At 45.3% G+C, this 14,718-nt stretch carries 14 protein-coding genes; 5 read left to right on the forward strand and 9 right to left on the reverse strand.

Features of this window, described 5'->3' with window-relative positions; all coding sequences use genetic code 11:
* Position 1 precedes the first annotated feature (1 nt).
* On the reverse strand, positions 2 to 1,471 hold the full coding sequence (locus UNDYM_RS11575) for a DNA polymerase Y family protein (protein ID WP_162041162.1): 1,470 nt from the start codon (positions 1,469 to 1,471) through the stop codon (positions 2 to 4).
* Positions 1,404 to 2,150: a translesion DNA synthesis-associated protein ImuA gene (imuA, locus tag UNDYM_RS11580; RefSeq protein ID WP_162041163.1), complete on the reverse strand. Its 747-nt coding sequence runs from the start codon at positions 2,148 to 2,150 to the stop codon at positions 1,404 to 1,406. Before imuA ends, UNDYM_RS11575 begins: the two co-directional genes overlap by 68 nt.
* A gap of 342 nt (positions 2,151 to 2,492) precedes the next feature.
* Here imuA and UNDYM_RS11585 point away from each other — a divergent pair, with 342 nt between their 5' ends.
* Positions 2,493 to 2,777 (forward strand): hypothetical protein, encoded by a 285-nt coding sequence (locus UNDYM_RS11585; RefSeq protein WP_162041164.1) that lies wholly within the window; start codon positions 2,493 to 2,495, stop codon positions 2,775 to 2,777.
* 8 nt (positions 2,778 to 2,785) lie between these two features.
* Complete coding sequence (locus UNDYM_RS11590; RefSeq protein ID WP_162041165.1) at positions 2,786 to 3,385, forward strand: hypothetical protein; 600 nt, start codon at positions 2,786 to 2,788, stop codon at positions 3,383 to 3,385.
* Positions 3,386 to 3,543: 158 nt separating this feature from the next.
* Here UNDYM_RS11590 and UNDYM_RS11595 read toward each other — a convergent pair whose 3' ends face one another.
* The 4 genes from UNDYM_RS11595 to UNDYM_RS11610 all read right to left on the reverse strand — a co-directional run bounded on the left by UNDYM_RS11595 (position 3,544) and on the right by UNDYM_RS11610 (position 9,291).
* Positions 3,544 to 5,718 (reverse strand): hypothetical protein, encoded by a 2,175-nt coding sequence (locus tag UNDYM_RS11595; protein WP_162041166.1) that lies wholly within the window; start codon positions 5,716 to 5,718, stop codon positions 3,544 to 3,546.
* On the reverse strand, positions 5,712 to 6,959 hold the full coding sequence (locus UNDYM_RS11600) for a hypothetical protein (RefSeq protein ID WP_162041167.1): 1,248 nt from the start codon (positions 6,957 to 6,959) through the stop codon (positions 5,712 to 5,714). The genes UNDYM_RS11595 and UNDYM_RS11600 overlap by 7 nt, the downstream gene beginning before the upstream one ends.
* Before the next feature lie 2 nt (positions 6,960 to 6,961).
* Entirely contained in the window at positions 6,962 to 7,570 is a 609-nt protein-coding gene (locus UNDYM_RS11605) for a hypothetical protein (RefSeq protein ID WP_162041168.1), read from the reverse strand.
* Positions 7,571 to 8,076: 506 nt separating this feature from the next.
* Complete coding sequence (locus UNDYM_RS11610; RefSeq protein ID WP_162041169.1) at positions 8,077 to 9,291, reverse strand: site-specific integrase; 1,215 nt, start codon at positions 9,289 to 9,291, stop codon at positions 8,077 to 8,079.
* A gap of 556 nt (positions 9,292 to 9,847) precedes the next feature.
* Between UNDYM_RS11610 and UNDYM_RS11615 the strand changes: the two genes are divergently transcribed.
* Both UNDYM_RS11615 and UNDYM_RS11620 read left to right on the forward strand, forming a co-directional pair.
* A complete protein-coding gene (locus UNDYM_RS11615) occupies positions 9,848 to 10,525 on the forward strand; it encodes a hypothetical protein (protein ID WP_162041170.1) in 678 nt (225 codons plus the stop codon).
* A gap of 168 nt (positions 10,526 to 10,693) precedes the next feature.
* Positions 10,694 to 11,899 carry an acyltransferase gene (locus tag UNDYM_RS11620; protein WP_162041171.1) on the forward strand — a complete coding sequence of 402 codons (1,206 nt, stop codon included), beginning with the start codon at positions 10,694 to 10,696 and terminating at the stop codon, positions 11,897 to 11,899.
* A gap of 213 nt (positions 11,900 to 12,112) precedes the next feature.
* Here the strand turns inward: UNDYM_RS11620 and UNDYM_RS11625 are convergent, their stop codons facing one another.
* Positions 12,113 to 12,256 carry a hypothetical protein gene (locus UNDYM_RS11625; RefSeq protein ID WP_162041172.1) on the reverse strand — a complete coding sequence of 48 codons (144 nt, stop codon included), beginning with the start codon at positions 12,254 to 12,256 and terminating at the stop codon, positions 12,113 to 12,115.
* Positions 12,257 to 12,443: 187 nt separating this feature from the next.
* Here UNDYM_RS11625 and UNDYM_RS11630 point away from each other — a divergent pair, with 187 nt between their 5' ends.
* Complete coding sequence (locus UNDYM_RS11630) at positions 12,444 to 12,875, forward strand: SMI1/KNR4 family protein (RefSeq protein ID WP_162041173.1); 432 nt, start codon at positions 12,444 to 12,446, stop codon at positions 12,873 to 12,875.
* 380 nt (positions 12,876 to 13,255) lie between these two features.
* Here UNDYM_RS11630 and UNDYM_RS11635 read toward each other — a convergent pair whose 3' ends face one another.
* Together UNDYM_RS11635 and UNDYM_RS11640 are read right to left on the reverse strand one after the other, a co-directional pair.
* Complete coding sequence (locus UNDYM_RS11635; protein ID WP_162041174.1) at positions 13,256 to 14,365, reverse strand: LPO_1073/Vpar_1526 family protein; 1,110 nt, start codon at positions 14,363 to 14,365, stop codon at positions 13,256 to 13,258.
* The gene (locus UNDYM_RS11640; RefSeq protein ID WP_162041175.1) at positions 14,355 to 14,540 is read right to left on the reverse strand and encodes a hypothetical protein; all 186 of its coding nucleotides are present in this window, start codon (positions 14,538 to 14,540) and stop codon (positions 14,355 to 14,357) included. Before UNDYM_RS11640 ends, UNDYM_RS11635 begins: the two co-directional genes overlap by 11 nt.
* Positions 14,541 to 14,718: the final 178 nt, after the last annotated feature.

Genomic DNA, 14,718 nt, shown 5'->3' on the forward strand with positions numbered 1-14,718 from the left:
CTCACGCAAATAAGCCGTGCAAAAACCAGCGCGGGTCCGAGGTCCGCTCAAGGTAGACCCAGTAACATGTTGCATCACTGCCCTGGGCAACGTAGTAGTCACGTGCTGCCATGGCATTGTCGAACCAGCCGCTTTCTATCCGTTCGGGCCCTTTAATCAGCTTGAGGGGCGAGTTGTAGAATGGACGGTCATCACGCATCAAGAGCTGAATGGGATTTTCTAATACCCAGAATGGCCGCTCCAGGTCGATAGAATCCGATTCTTGCTTGGCACATTTAGTAGAGACCGGCACCCAGCAATTGGCACGCTCAGGGCGATGGTCAGCTAATGGCGTTAGCTTCAGCACATTCTCTTTACCCAGGCGAGCGACCAGTAACTCCAACAGGCGGTTGTGATCCTCCTGCGAACCACCAGGCTCAGGGAATAAGGAATCGGTTGGCGGCAACATATCGACCAGTTGCAGGACTTCCAATCTGAGGGCAATGACGGGAGCCACCAGCTCAAGTCTTCCCAGTCTCTCTTTTAACAGGCGGATCAGGTGATCTTCGTGCCATGCCGGTTCGGCCAGACTGATTTCGAGAACGGAAGGCGCTATGGCCGCACGACCACGCTCATGTTCCAGGAAGAACACAAAACAGGAAACAGCCTTTTGCAGTGACACCAGCCAGCCGACCAGTTGCAATAACAGGCGCTCGGAGCCAAACAGCAGTGCCTCCGCATGCTCAATACGGTCATGTGTCTCCATCCGGGCAGAGAAGGTCAAGGGCGTCTTGATCCATTCAAACAGTTCCGGTGCCATGCCAAAGGCTTTATCCATGGCTTCCAACAAGAGCTTGTTGGTACGCCTCTGCAATCCTGCCCTTGGCAGCTTGCGTAGCTGACCAATGGTGTCACAGCCTATGCCTTGCAGCCATTCAAAGTGCTCGTGGGCAGATGGCAGAAGCAATACAGGCAGACGGTCCAGCAATCTCTCCATGGTGCCAGTCTGAACGACACGCCTGACCTGCCCATATTTCTTACTGAACGGTACTCTGGAGAGCAGCCATGCACCCATGGCTGTGGGGGCAGTGGCCATGGTCGCGGTAAATCCCAGCATGCGCACACACTTCTTGATCTGCCTGCAAATAGCCCGTGGGCCACGGAACAGACTCAGACTGGCAGTAACGTCCATCAGGACACAGAAGTCATCAGCGTAGGTGACTTCAGGGGTGAACCGCAATAGCGCCATCGCGATGGCGTTGAAGGCTATGTCTTCCTTGTGCAGATCACGATCTATCATAATCGCGTCGGGTACGACTGCAGCAACGCCGCTGCGCCGCATTGCAGGACGCACGCCGGCAACTGCCGCCTCCCGGCTTGCAGTCAGGACACGGTCTTGTTCCATTAATACATAGGGACCAGGCTCAGACCAGGATGGTCTGATTGCTTCCAGTGGCAAGAATCGCAGGTGCAGGCAAATCCACATGCGCATGATCGTGTTCCGTTGAGTTGTTGTGGCGACTGACAGGCATGTCAGGCAGGTTAATGAAATGGATAAGGTCTGAATGTGGTCCTTGCCGTTTGACGATTTCCACATTGATACCCGATCGCGCCGGTCGAAGAGCTAAACGCAAAGGTGCCGGAGAAGTATCTCTTTGCGCTGACACTGGACGCATGAGAAAGAAATATGTGTCGGTTGTCTGTGCTGCCAGGTTCAATCGTCGCAAGGCTTCAGCACGGATATTTGCTTGCCAGAGCAGTACTGCACCGCAACTGCCGTTCTTCAAAATTTGCTCGGTGGTCCACAGGGCATCGGCGGTGGTTTTGGCTTTGAGCCACATGAGCCGTTCTGCGGGCAGGTTCCAGCTTTGGCATGTCAGGCCATTGGGGGCATGGGGTGGCTGGATCAAGGCGATGCGCTGTGATCTGGCTATCGCTGCCAGAGCTGGCTTCAAGAGCTGCATTTCGCCGATGCCTGCCTGCTGGACCAACAGCTCGATCAAAGATGAGCGTGGCCAGCCTTCATTGGGTAACTCTGCATCCAGTTCTTTGAAACCAGATGAAAGCGTCGACGCTTTATAGACAGCCATCTCGCTGGCCCGCCAGATGGCGTGCGGCATTTTGCCTAGCACACTGGATAGATTTGGCGGGATTGGTGACTGGGCAATCATGATTTTGTTGCTGACGAAATAATTTTTTGGATTGGAAAAATACTGAATTAATGTACAGTATATGCACAAAAAAATTAAATGTCATCTTCATTTCCGTTTGTTGATTTCTTGAAAATGAAGGTGGTTGGGGAGAGATTTTCCGCTATGCCAAGTTAACGGATCATTTTTGCAACGATTTAACAATTATTTAAATATCTAGCTTTATTTATAATTTTTGTAAAAAAATAAGAAGATATTATTCAATTAGTTACAACCCAATTCATCCGTCACCAACATATGCTGGAAATTGTTTATGACGGCATCTCTGGTTGACTTTGCTTGTCCTTCACAGATAGGAAAATAATGAAAACTTCGATTCTGAATGTAATGTTGTTGGGGCTGATCATGACAAGTTCGATCGCATGGGCAGACAACAAAGCAACCTGCGATGCTGGCAAAGGCAGCTATGTCACAGGAAAAGTGACATCTGCGCCAAAGTTTAAGAGTGGAAAATTTCTCAAGGGTGTCGAACTTTCGCACACCCATCTCAACGTGAAAGTAGACGGCACTGGCGATATCTATGACGTTGCTATCGATAACGTGTTTGCGACGGGCTATGTGAAAAACATGAAAAAGGTGAGTGTGTAGCTCTTTTGATGAAAGACAAACCTATGGCGCGAGCTTACATTATGGTTGTATTAGTAACAACTATTCTCTTTGGAACGCAAATATGTATAGCGAGTCCTCACAAGCAGATTGATCTTCGCAATCAAACCGATGCGGATGGAGAATACACAGTCTCAATTTGTTCGCGCCCCTCACCAGGCCCCGAAGGCTTGCCTGGGCACATGTTTGTCGCATACAGCTTCAAGCCCACTGATCAAGATCGAAAAGTGATTGCATTAGGCTACACGACTAGAGCAGGACTCATCCAAGGGGTTTTGTCGTTCAGCGCGCTGCTCACTATGCCTAGCGGATATCTCGGAGAAGAGAATTTCACGCACATGGAGGAGCAGTGTCTTGAGCTCCTCGTAAACAAAAATGACTTTGATCATGCATGGTCAATTGCTCAGCCGTTCTATAATTTACCAGCACTAAGTTCGGTGCAATACGCTGGAATCTATTCATTAACGAATAATGACTGCGAAACATTCGCAACTCAGGTTGCTCGAACCTTTAATAGCCTTGTAGTGCCTCAAAGGAAAATCCTCGACCTACCAGAGGCCTACGTTCGAAAGCTCATTGACGCCAACTAGTTAAGCAGCGACATGTGTCGCTGATAAGTAAGCGCATTGAATTAAATTCGATAGATGAGAGTAGCTTTACTTTATGGACACAAAATTATTTACACCCTCCGAGGGACGCTCATATTCCAAAAAATCAAGTTTGTATTAATTGGAATTCTGGCTTATTTCTAATTGAATCCAGGCAGCATGTCTGATGTGACTGAGAAAACTGCCCCGACGTAGTTTTGATCTATCGTAAAATCGGCCGTATCATACGATACCAATCCCTGTACTCTAAATGACCACGCGTTTGCATCATTGGGCTTAATCCATTGAAGATCTCGTTTTCCATTTGGACCACAGCTTCGCAAGTCAACAACCTTGGATGGTAGTTTCGACTGATTCGAGATATTGATTGGGGTAATGGTAAGTAACGCCTTCGTAAAAGGCTGGTTGCTACTCGTATAGACCGACGGTAATTCGCATTGGACACTCACCCCAAGTGTTAAATCATTTTGAATAAAGTCAAAATAGGCAGCTTCAATCGAATCGTTTGCGGCGGAAGTATCGAATACAAACTGAACCACGTCTGCAACGGTTACTGCTTGACCAAAACACTCCGTGAGTGAAATCGATGCCTTTGCGGCGATTTTGCACGTCGATATTGCCTTATTCAAGAGTTGCTTGCCTGAGTTATTTTGAGTAACTGCAAATGAGATGGAAACAGTCTCGTCGCTCGTATTTAGTATTTGATCATTCACCAAACGCATCGGGAGAACGCCAACATGAGACTGTAGACGAACGATCACCTGAATTTCAGTAAAGGAGTCACGCTGCTGTGCACTTCTTTTGATCCTCAATGTCACTGGAATCCCGGTCAAACTACGCATTTGATGAAGTATTAAAGCTGCTCTGCTTCTTGGCATAGTGAGACTGATTGAAAGATCACTGCCTACTCGCCATGCTGTCGCTGTGCCCTCCTGCCAAGCTGCCGAATCAATAGCTACGTCGAGTGCCTCCAAAGCGTTCACATTGGTTGAAACTACATCCTCAGAGCGAGATGTAGCCAAGACGACTGCGGGATCTACAAGCAATGTCCCCAAAACCGTGACAATTAGATTCCCAGACGGATCAACTTGGACACTTCCTTTTTGCCGCACTCCATCGACTGCACTGAACCTTGGTGTAATGTGGGTGGGGGCGGGCGCGCGTGCCAGTGATACAAGATCATTGATCACCGTTCCGCTCGAAAGGAATTCAAAACTTTGGGGATTGGTTGGGATAGTGGTTCTAAAGATAGATCCAAAACGAGCTCGATCAGAAATAGCGGCGTCGATAGTCTGTAGTCCCTCGGCAGAGACGCCAACGCCAACGTCAACAATTGGTTTGTACTTACTTAAATAGGAATAAAATTTAAGCGCTTCCTGCCATCGTTGTTGATCCATTGCTTGCTTGGCCGCAGCCAAAATTGAAGGGAGCGCACTTGTCTCCCATGCCTTGATCCAATCTCCGAGCGCACTGCCGTTACTATCCGCACATTCAGGCAGTGTCAGGCGTTGAAGCGTTCCACTAACAGGCGCTGGAATCTTTACATTATTTGCCACATTGACTGCCCCCTTGAGACCCTCACGTAGACGCTCATAGGAGTTTCTCTCAGGATGGTTGCGAGCATCCCAATAAGGCTTCAAGTTGGCATACTCTCCAACCCAGAAACTGTCGGAAACGGACATTTGCGAGCTGGGGAAATCGTCTTCTGAATATTGAGCATTGAGCGCAGAGAGAGCTGCTTGGATTTGATTGAGGCCTGTGCTAACAGCGGTCGGGCCTGCTTGGGTATTTACAACTATTGATGACCCTGCCACTGTAGACGTAGCGTTCACAGCTGCCTGCCCGCATACATTGAAATTGAGGCCAACCTGAGGTGCAGTCGGCGCTTTGTAAAATGGAAAAAGGGTAGACATGCCGTACTTAAATCCAAATAGAGGGTACCCATTTTGCCCTGGAGATCGGTAAGCAAATATTGTTAATGACGCAGATTGATCGACATCCACGTCATCAACAAATAGATGGACGTCTATAAGGTTATTGGCGCCATCAACACTAATAGACGTGTCCGCTGCGGCACCAATACGCCTACCAATTAAGATCAAACGTCTGGTCTTGGGACTAACCGTAATTCGAACATTGCCTGTGGGTTTCCAGTCGAGAAATCCAAGTACCGCAGTCTCCGTATCTGGGAATGGAATGAATACTGTAGCGTCATTAGAAACGAACCGTGCGACCGTCTGCGCGGTGGCGTGACCAGTGAGCAACTGCATCACGAGAGGCAGAATAATGGCCCACTGTATTTTAAAAGCTAACATGTTGGGGTGAATTCTGAACAGTCGAATGCCTTATTTAAAGGCGCATCCTGCCACAGCCCACTCCAGGAAAACGTTCGCTTTGTTCCATCCTTGAAATTGGCGTCAAACTTAATAGATAATCTTCTCGGCAAGTCCAATTGGTCAAACAACAGAAACGTAGGTCTTGGGACGCTTTTTACTCCGTTTAAACTAGCTGGCGAAATGAAGCCTGTACCAATTGTCTTGTCATCTGCTTTCACAGTTAGTATTCCATTTCTAATGCCTGCGTCAACGCCATCTACGCCAGACCAAGGAAGACTATCAAACCTAAATTGAAGTTGCTCTACCATTGGCAGAACATCGTGAATTCCAGCCTCTAGTTGGGTTGCAGGTGTAGTTATTTTTCGTGGTTTTAGATTGAGGGACTTCGTTGTGCCAAGGGTCGGGTATAGTATGCTTCCAGATTGCTCAAGTGAATAGTCCCCCACCTTTGTTACTCCATTCGAAGAGAGTTCGAACGCAAAGTTGCTTACGCTGCGGCCTTGGGCATCTGTCCAAGCACCGGGATCATGCCAGCTAACAAGCTGCTGTTGAGCCTTTCCAGACTTATAAGTAGCCTTGAGAACAACCTGAACGTCAGTTAAGCTTAGGCCGTCAATGGTACCCATTGGAGGAAGCACTACGTATGCAGATGAAAATGATCCTCCTTGTACAAAAGTGTAAAGATTCTTAAGGATAGGATCGTTTTCGGCATACTTACCACCTAGACCGATGAAGCCTTGTACGGATGTTCTTCGGTCAATAGTCCTTCGAAAGGTGAAGGAAATAGTCTCTTGAAGCTTTGTGAGCTGACTAACGTCTTTGTAAGCCTCTGATCTTCCTACGTTGAGCCATCCGCCGCCCAGGCTCGGGTCGTTCGCATTTGCTGGCTCGATTTTTTCTGGTGTTTGCTGGAGCACCAAAACTGACTGCGCTAACCGTTGTAGGATCGGGTCGAGGTATTTGTCAAGATCCGATTGCTGGAAGCCAATCCCAACCTCGCCTGTCACAGTCATCACCCCAGAGTTGATCAACGAGTCACGTACGTTGGAACGTTCTTCTTGATATGTAGCAGATCCCGTGCGGACGAGGCCAAAAAAGCCAAAACTGCCAACGGAAACTCTGGTTTTTACATCTGAACTGAAGTAGGATCGGGCCTTTTGGTAGTCCACCTTGACTTGGAATGTGGATACTGGAGTCAAACCTTCATAAACAATATCCACTATTACGGGTACCCCGTCGCCGACTTAGTCAGGGCCTCATAGACTTCAGTACCCACGTTCGTGAGCGGTAACGAAAAAATAAGGTTTTGAGTACCCACTGTTGGTGCATCCCTGTCTCCCAACTTCGTGCCGGTAACCAGCGCACCATCCGGAGTGTAAAGTGATGCAGTAGCGCTCTTGAACGGGAGCGCTGCGAGCTTGACTTGATTCTCTGCAACGCCTGTACGCGATGACACGGCTTTTCGCAATGAACTCAGGGCTTCGCCAGCATCAAGAGTGACAGCGAACTGCAGGATTCCCGCTTCTTTTAGCTTTCCTGTATTGGCTGGATCTTTGTACTGGTATCGCAGAAGTGAGAACCAAGGTAGTTCGGTACCATTGACAACTCGTGAGGCCAGCCGAGGACGTGTGGGAATGTAGAACCAAAGATCTGCTTGATGCGCATCTCGAACAATTGTGAACTTCTCCTTTGTAGGCACGTGTTCTACTTCCCAAATGGTATCTGCAGAGTCGAGACTAACTTGGGCAAACCCTTTTGGGACCACAAACAACGCCGAAATCGCAATTAGCGCACTAGTAAAAGCGGTGCAAAGCTTTCTTGTCGAGTACATAGTCTACCCCTATTTTATCGTTGCCTAGTGCAAGTTCTGCACATAAGAATTGGCCGTCAAATAACTCCACTCATAATCACTATGCCTGTTCAGAAGGCATGTTTGTTGCTCATTCTCTGCGGCTGCTACTAATTTGTCTTGCTAATAAGTTAATTCTAAAAAATTGTGAGAATTGTACTTATTATTGTCATTTTAAATATTTATTTACTAAATTAAGTTGCTATAAAAAAAACAACTAATGTTAGATTTTAGGCGCTCCATTGAGGCAAAGTCAATGTATTAAATAACATATTGTGAAGATATATATGCAATATTTGATATGTGCGCATGCAAGCAGATTTTTGTCTGAGCTTGGAGACCGCCAGATTGGGCTGAGGGCTGATTTTGAGAAATAATCCATGAGTGACACCGTAAAACCGGATAATGTGAAATCTTGAGACGGTGTTCTTGCAGAGGTGCGAATTCCTTGTGTCGTGTCCATAACCTCAAATGCCAACTACTACACTTTAAATTAAGGAGGATGATTCACTTCTTCCAAGAAAATCTGTCCAGGCTTGCATTAAAGGACGACGTTGTTCCAACAGGTCAGTCCTGTGATAGGCAGCTTCCACCTTATTCTCAACTTGGTGTGCCAACGAGCGTTCTGCCAAATCGCGTGAATGGCCGCTTTCACTGCACCAATCTCGAAAACTCGATCTAAATCCATGAGCAGTGGCAACTCGCCCAGGGGTATCGCTATGCGCTTTAACGCGGCGTAAAAAGCTGGTCATCGCCATGTCGGATAATTCCACTTGATCGCGCGGCGATGGGAATACTAGATCTTCGTGTATCTCTTGTTGCTTCTTTAAAATCTCAATCGCTCGCAATGACAATGGGACTCTGTGAATTAATTTTGCTTTCATGCGCTCCGCAGGAACTGTCCAAATAGCATTGTTCCAATCTACTTCAGACCATTTCATTCCCCTTACTTCCCCTGATCGAGCTGCAGTCAAAATCAAGAATTCCAGCATGGGCCTTGTAACATCATAACGTTCAGCACCATTTAGGTGACTGGCTATAAAGGCAGGAATGTCCTTCCATGGCATAGCAGGATGATGCTTGGTTCTAACCGATTTGCCAGGCTGTTGTGGCAGTAAATGATTAACCACGGTCACAGGGTTCGATTGACAATATTCATGCGCCCAACCCCAGGCCATCACCGCATGCAAGCGTTGCTTTAATCTGCTGGCTGTTTCTGCTTTCTCCAACCAGATCGGGCGCAAAGTGTCTGCAATATGTCTTGGTAAAATTTTATCAAGCGGCAAATTGCCGATAAGAGGGAAGGCGTATTCAGTCAGAGTATTGATCCATTGCTGACCATGCTTTTCATTCTTCCAACCAGGTAACAATTCAGTATGCAAAGCTTCAGCCGCAGCTTTAAAAGTTGGTGTGGCTAATTTGGCTTTGGATCTAATTTTCTCTTCAAGTGGGTCAATCCCTTTCTCAATTTTCTCTCGCATTTGCATGGCAGTTTTCGCCGCCTCAGCGATACTAATTTCAGGGTAGCTGCCTAAGCCAGCATTGCGCCGTTTGCCTGTATCTGGGCTCACAAAGCGTAATACCCATTTGCCACTCCCTTTTTTGTTGGAAGGATGTAATGCAAGACCTGTCACCCCACCATGGGGTAGGGCTATTGAGTCAGGCTTGATATTGCGGGCTTTTAAGTCAGTGAGAATTGCCATAATTATCCATGAAAACAGAAAAACTGGTATGCCATCCAGTATGCCATTAATGCTTGGGTTTTAATAGATTGCGTTGGAAGATATTGGACTGAAGGAATTTTAAGTTATTGATATTTATGAAAAAAATTTATTAAATTGGATTGGATTGGAATATATATTGGCGGACACAGCTTCCGCCAACGAATACAAAAGGCCCTTGATTAATAATCAAGGGCCTTTTTTTGTGCATTTACATTGACTTTATTATAAGAAATAAATAAAAATAGCAAAAAGCAGGCATGGTTATCGAGGCTGCTCTGCAACTTGAAAAGGGGCGCAAAATTTGCTTCAGTTTGCACGCAAATTTGCATTTTCATATTTTGGGTGGGAATGCGATGGGGTATGCGCATCTATGCGGACTAACAATCCATCGCAGCCCTTTATCTTGGGTAAAAATAAGGAATGGCTTCAATACGTATTCAGAATCGATTTCTATCAGCAGTTTGCTTTCGGTCTGAAAAAATGAATTTCAATATCAAGCATGTAGTTTGATGAAGGCAGGAACCGCAGGTTGGTAATGGCGCAAAAAAATGAAATAAGCGGTGATGTAGGCCAGATTGTGATGGGTGATTCAAATGTCGGGCCATCGCTCAGCATTGTCATAAATTTGAACCTGAACAATGATGGAGAAAAACTTCTGACCAAAGCGCAGCGCGACGACATCATAAAAAAAGTAAAAGAATTGTCGGCCGTGTCAGATTTGATTGCGCTCGATATTTACCGCGAATTGCTAAATAAATTTGATACTGACAAAATGGATAATTTTCCACGCAACAAATTTAATGACGCTTGCGAGTACATCGACAAGAAGTATGCAGAATGTATTGATGATGATTTGCAGGCAGATACAGCACAAATAGAAGCACCAGTTCAGATCAAAGAAATTCCCTGCAAAAATTGCCAGGCAAACAGCGAACTACTCAAAAAGACTAATTTTAAATTGCATGTGCTTTTTGGCTTGATGGTGTTGATGATAATCACAGAAGCAGTGTTCTTAATGTCTGCGTCACCTGCAAAAGCAAGCCAAGAGATATTAAGTAATGAAAGACCTCCAGATGAAAGCTGTCACTTTGACGGCAAGGTTCATTCTATAGGCCGTACTGTACGTATGGCCGACGGGATCATACGGCAACGCATGGATGCGCCCGGTGACGCGCCTTCTTATTGGGAAGTACCAATTAAAAATCGTCATTGATTTAGTGATGAATCAACGAAGGAATGAAAGACAATGAAAAATTTTGACACTAGAACATAAACGAACAAGAGAAACTTAATGCTAGCCATTTTTGTCCCTTCAAAATGCTGGCAGATAATATTGCACACCCTAATAATTCATTTTGGATAGTCATAAAGACGTCATCAAATGCAGAATATCAATGCGTCACTCAACAGTTCTCAGCGAGGTTTTTTTCAAGAAATAGAATCACTGCGTGGGCTAGCCGCACTAGCGGTTGTAATTGAACATTGCTTTTGGTTTTTCTTTGAAGCCAAGCCAGGCATATTCAATACGTATCCGGGCGTCCAACCAATTACACACTGGCTGATTCATACGGTGTTTAATGGGCGTGCGTCGGTCCTTCTCTTTTTCATCATGAGCGGCTTCGTCCTGGGGCTGCAACTCAAGAACGAGACCGCATCACTCCTGATTGGCTGGCCAGCCTATGTCGTCCGGCGAGTCCTTCGAATCGTACCGGCAATGTGGGTTAGTGTTTTTGTTTCCTATGGCGTTGCTTTGCTAACAGGCAGTCCGTCCAATGCAGACATTGCCATGTTGGTGAGGACACTTTTTTTCTGGGATTTTTTCCTGCAAGCTCCACTGTGGTCCATCAATATCGAGATGGGATGTAGCTTGGTCTTCCCACTGCTTTATTTCATTTCCACTCGAACGGGAAAAATCACCAATCTCGCTATTTTTGTTTTGTTGATGGCGATGATCTTTATCGTGCCCATGCCACCTTGGGACCTGCGCGTCGAGTTCATGCGCTCCCTGGTCTTGTTTCATGCAGGACTAATCGTTGGCGAATATGGAACAACATGGATGACAGCGCTGGGGCGACTGCGGCGGCCGTTGTTCTGGGGCGCGCTATTAGGATTCGGCCTCATTCCTCAGCTGTGGATATTCCAGTCAACATTTATGTTCTATGATGATAGAAGGTGGACACTGCTTGCAGAAATTCCCTTTTGTTTCTTCATTCTTTCGTACGTGGTCCATGAACGCGGCCAACCTGGTACTGCGCTGCTGAGACAAGCCTGGGCCAGATATTTAGGAAAGGTTTCGTATAGCCTTTTCCTGTTCCATTGGCCAGTCTTGGTAATTGTCCAGTTTTACCTGCTCAATGATATGAGTCCTGCACTGTCGGCGATTGTCCAGCGATATCCACTGGCAGTCCAAGGCGTGCTGTTTGCTGTCGTCCTCAGTATTTCGCTTGTAGTTGCGTCTGCAAGCTATCGATGGGTAGAAAAGCCATTCATTGAGTTAGGAAGAATATTTGGTCGATTCGTGAAAGCGAAAAGTCGTAAAAACCTTATGCCAACTGAAGCAGGAATATCGCTTGTAAAAGCGGACTGAAAAGATGCTTAATAGCAAAAACGATGCTGGTCGCTTTGTTTCGAACAATAAGTCCATCAGCATCTCACCAAGCTTCTTGTATCAGTACCGGCAAGGGGTCTAACATTCATACATTTTCTAAGGGCGCGTGGTCAGGTCTTGCATTCATACATTTTCTTTTGTCTGGAATTGTCGTAATGTCAGACCTGACCCCATTTCCTTGACCCCATTTCCTTATGTGGCGACGAGCTCGATCTTGACGATATTAAAGCTCTTATTGCCTTCAAAAATCTGGACCATCTTTCGATAGCCTGCAGGCAGCTTGGTGATGGAATTGTGCCTTATCTGCTCCAATTTGAAGAACTTATTTCTCTTCATGTTGACGTTGAAAAGATGACAGAAGCCGGGGCACGTGCACTCAAGACCGGCATTGCAAAAGGAACAGATCTTTTTTTACCGATGAACTTGCGAGATTGCTGACATGGTAATGATCAATAGCCTGCGCGACAGCGAATACCTGGGGCTATTCGTGCCTACGCGGATTAAATAATACACTGGTTAAAAAATGGAATCTGCCAAAATTCTTCAAAATATATTGCCTTGCTTTAGGATTGATTCCCATAAGGGGGCGGCTTCGCAAGAAGATATAAGGCTGTTAGAAAACTTCAGTGGGATTCAAGTTCCGGAAGATTATTTGGATTTAGTACAGGTAATGACTGAGGTTGAGATTCTCGTCAATAGCAAAAATTATGTGCGGATATGGGGTCCACTTAGATGTATTGAAATGAATGAGGCATATCAGATTCAAAAATACATCTCAAATTCTCTCGCCATCGGTGACGATGAAGGGGGTAAAGCCTTGATTCCGATAACTGGCAAGCAAGGCTATGGGCTCTATATAACGGGATTCGGTGATTTAGATGCCGATAGCGCAGAGTTCATAGCGCCGACCTTGCATAGTTTTTTTGTTGATGGTGTCGGGGTTAATACCGTTTGATGTTTTTATGATAGCCCGCGTAAGAGCAATCAGGCTGGCTATGATTGTCATGCGTACGAATACGCGGGGCTATTCGTACCTACGCGAGCTAGCTTAGCCAGTAGACCTGATGCAAATTTTCATAATCTTCAAAGATGTCGAATTTTTTAACAAAAGCGCGGCATTTCTCTTTGTAGACATTATGAATATCTTCCAATACTGATATCTCGGCTAATGCGTTGGCTGCAACACCCCAACGCGAGTTTTGGGATTGAAACTTGAGCGTACACCACAAGCTGTACAAGCTAAAGCGTCTGAACTTGGAGTATCGCTTAAGCCAGTAAATCAATCACCATATAATCGTAAATCTAAAAAATAAAAAGCGTCTATCTATCAAATTTTTAAACAAGGGGCGGTAAAGTCTTATCGCACCTTTGAGCATTAGAGTGCGCTAGTACTTTTCCAACAGATGTGATGGAAAAACCATTAGGAATGTTATCCCACCATTCTCTAAGAATTTTTAAATTCGACCGTTTGTCCCATTCTGTCATGAATGATTTAACATTAGCTTGTTTTTTGTTGCCGTCGTTGGAATAAAGATCATATATCGAGTTGAGTGCTTGCTTATGTTCGTCAGACAGTTTTTGTTCGATATTAACTAATCTGCCCTCATAAGTTCCTTGAATGGTTGCAGTTAGTTCATTAATTTTTCCCTTATTGGGAATGCAAAGCCTATGAAAATCACTATTAAGGGCGTGCTCAACTAATATGCTTTGCGTCAAGTTATTGTTATTTAGTATTTCAATTGCCGTATTGTGATTTGCTGAATTGTTTTCAATGCCTAAATCAACATAGCCAGACAAAACCTCTTGGTAATACTCTTCTAATTTTCTAAATCCACCAAAAGGATTTAAGCGCACTGCATCCAATATATCTAAGTGATCAATCCAATCCTGACCTTTTGGAAGCTCGCTGTAAAATAGTTTCTTGCAAAAATCGTTTAATACATCTAGCCCTTGATGAATATCCCCGGTATTTGGAATTATGGTGTTTACTACATGCGCTACGGTTAAGCCTAGTAGCGCCTCATCAGAAATTTTATCAACAATCTCTACAGCAAGACTGATCCCCGCTCGTGTGATTCGATTCTCACCCCTCTGAAATCTGTGTATCAGTAATTCAGACAAGAGATCGTAATCTGCTAATCTTTCGGTAGATGCCGCCGCTTTTTGGGCTTCAATTAAGAGCAGTTGAAAGCTTGGATCTGCAAAAGCCTCTAACGCACCTTCAACCTGTGCCATTTTAGGCATTAGCCTGTTTTCGAACTCCGTAACTCTTGAATTTGCAACATTACGAGCCTCTTGAGTGTATTCTCTTTTTGATTGCAAGATCATTTCTTGATAAATTTCTCTTGCACGTTTTTCATCGATGCCAACAAGATTCACGACCATATGCTGAGCTTGCATATTGGTAGAACTATCTCCAGCATTTTGGCTCTGGCTATTTATCATCCTTTTTACCGCCTATTTTTACATTTCCACCAATCTGTATATTCGTTGAGTTGTCGCCGCTTTTTTGAACTTGGCTATTTCCTCGACTAGAAAAAAACCAGCCTATTATTGCAAGCGGTATTGCAATAGCAATCCCACTAAAAAGCCACTCTTTATTTTGAATAATCCATTCCATTTGCATACTCTCTGACGGTGATGTGTATCTTGCTGTAATTTTCAAAATGGTCAATTAACAAGGAACGCAAAAGCGGATGTCCTGGTTCTATTCTCTGGAGCCCTTGACGTTGCCAGTCTCAAATCTTCTATATGTCAAAAATAGGCGGTATAACAGAATCGACAAACGAGGCTTGAAG

It is taken from the genome of Undibacterium sp. YM2, assembly GCF_009937975.1.
GTDB lineage: Bacteria > Pseudomonadota > Gammaproteobacteria > Burkholderiales > Burkholderiaceae_D > Undibacterium.

What these genes read in the sequence shown, in the direction of transcription:
- UNDYM_RS11575 (WP_162041162.1), bottom strand. Translation starts at nt 1,471, where the DNA reads ATGCGCATGTGGATTTGCCTGCACCTGCGATTCTTGCCACTGGAAGCA.
- imuA (WP_162041163.1), bottom strand. Translation starts at nt 2,150, where the DNA reads ATGATTGCCCAGTCACCAATCCCGCCAAATCTATCCAGTGTGCTAGGC.
- UNDYM_RS11585 (WP_162041164.1), top strand. Translation starts at nt 2,493, where the DNA reads ATGAAAACTTCGATTCTGAATGTAATGTTGTTGGGGCTGATCATGACA.
- UNDYM_RS11590 (WP_162041165.1), top strand. Translation starts at nt 2,786, where the DNA reads ATGAAAGACAAACCTATGGCGCGAGCTTACATTATGGTTGTATTAGTA.
- UNDYM_RS11595 (WP_162041166.1), bottom strand. Translation starts at nt 5,718, where the DNA reads ATGTTAGCTTTTAAAATACAGTGGGCCATTATTCTGCCTCTCGTGATG.
- UNDYM_RS11605 (WP_162041168.1), bottom strand. Translation starts at nt 7,570, where the DNA reads ATGTACTCGACAAGAAAGCTTTGCACCGCTTTTACTAGTGCGCTAATT.
- UNDYM_RS11610 (WP_162041169.1), bottom strand. Translation starts at nt 9,291, where the DNA reads ATGGCAATTCTCACTGACTTAAAAGCCCGCAATATCAAGCCTGACTCA.
- UNDYM_RS11615 (WP_162041170.1), top strand. Translation starts at nt 9,848, where the DNA reads ATGGCGCAAAAAAATGAAATAAGCGGTGATGTAGGCCAGATTGTGATG.
- UNDYM_RS11620 (WP_162041171.1), top strand. Translation starts at nt 10,694, where the DNA reads ATGCAGAATATCAATGCGTCACTCAACAGTTCTCAGCGAGGTTTTTTT.
- UNDYM_RS11625 (WP_162041172.1), bottom strand. Translation starts at nt 12,256, where the DNA reads ATGAAGAGAAATAAGTTCTTCAAATTGGAGCAGATAAGGCACAATTCC.
- UNDYM_RS11630 (WP_162041173.1), top strand. Translation starts at nt 12,444, where the DNA reads ATGGAATCTGCCAAAATTCTTCAAAATATATTGCCTTGCTTTAGGATT.
- UNDYM_RS11635 (WP_162041174.1), bottom strand. Translation starts at nt 14,365, where the DNA reads ATGATAAATAGCCAGAGCCAAAATGCTGGAGATAGTTCTACCAATATG.
- UNDYM_RS11640 (WP_162041175.1), bottom strand. Translation starts at nt 14,540, where the DNA reads ATGGAATGGATTATTCAAAATAAAGAGTGGCTTTTTAGTGGGATTGCT.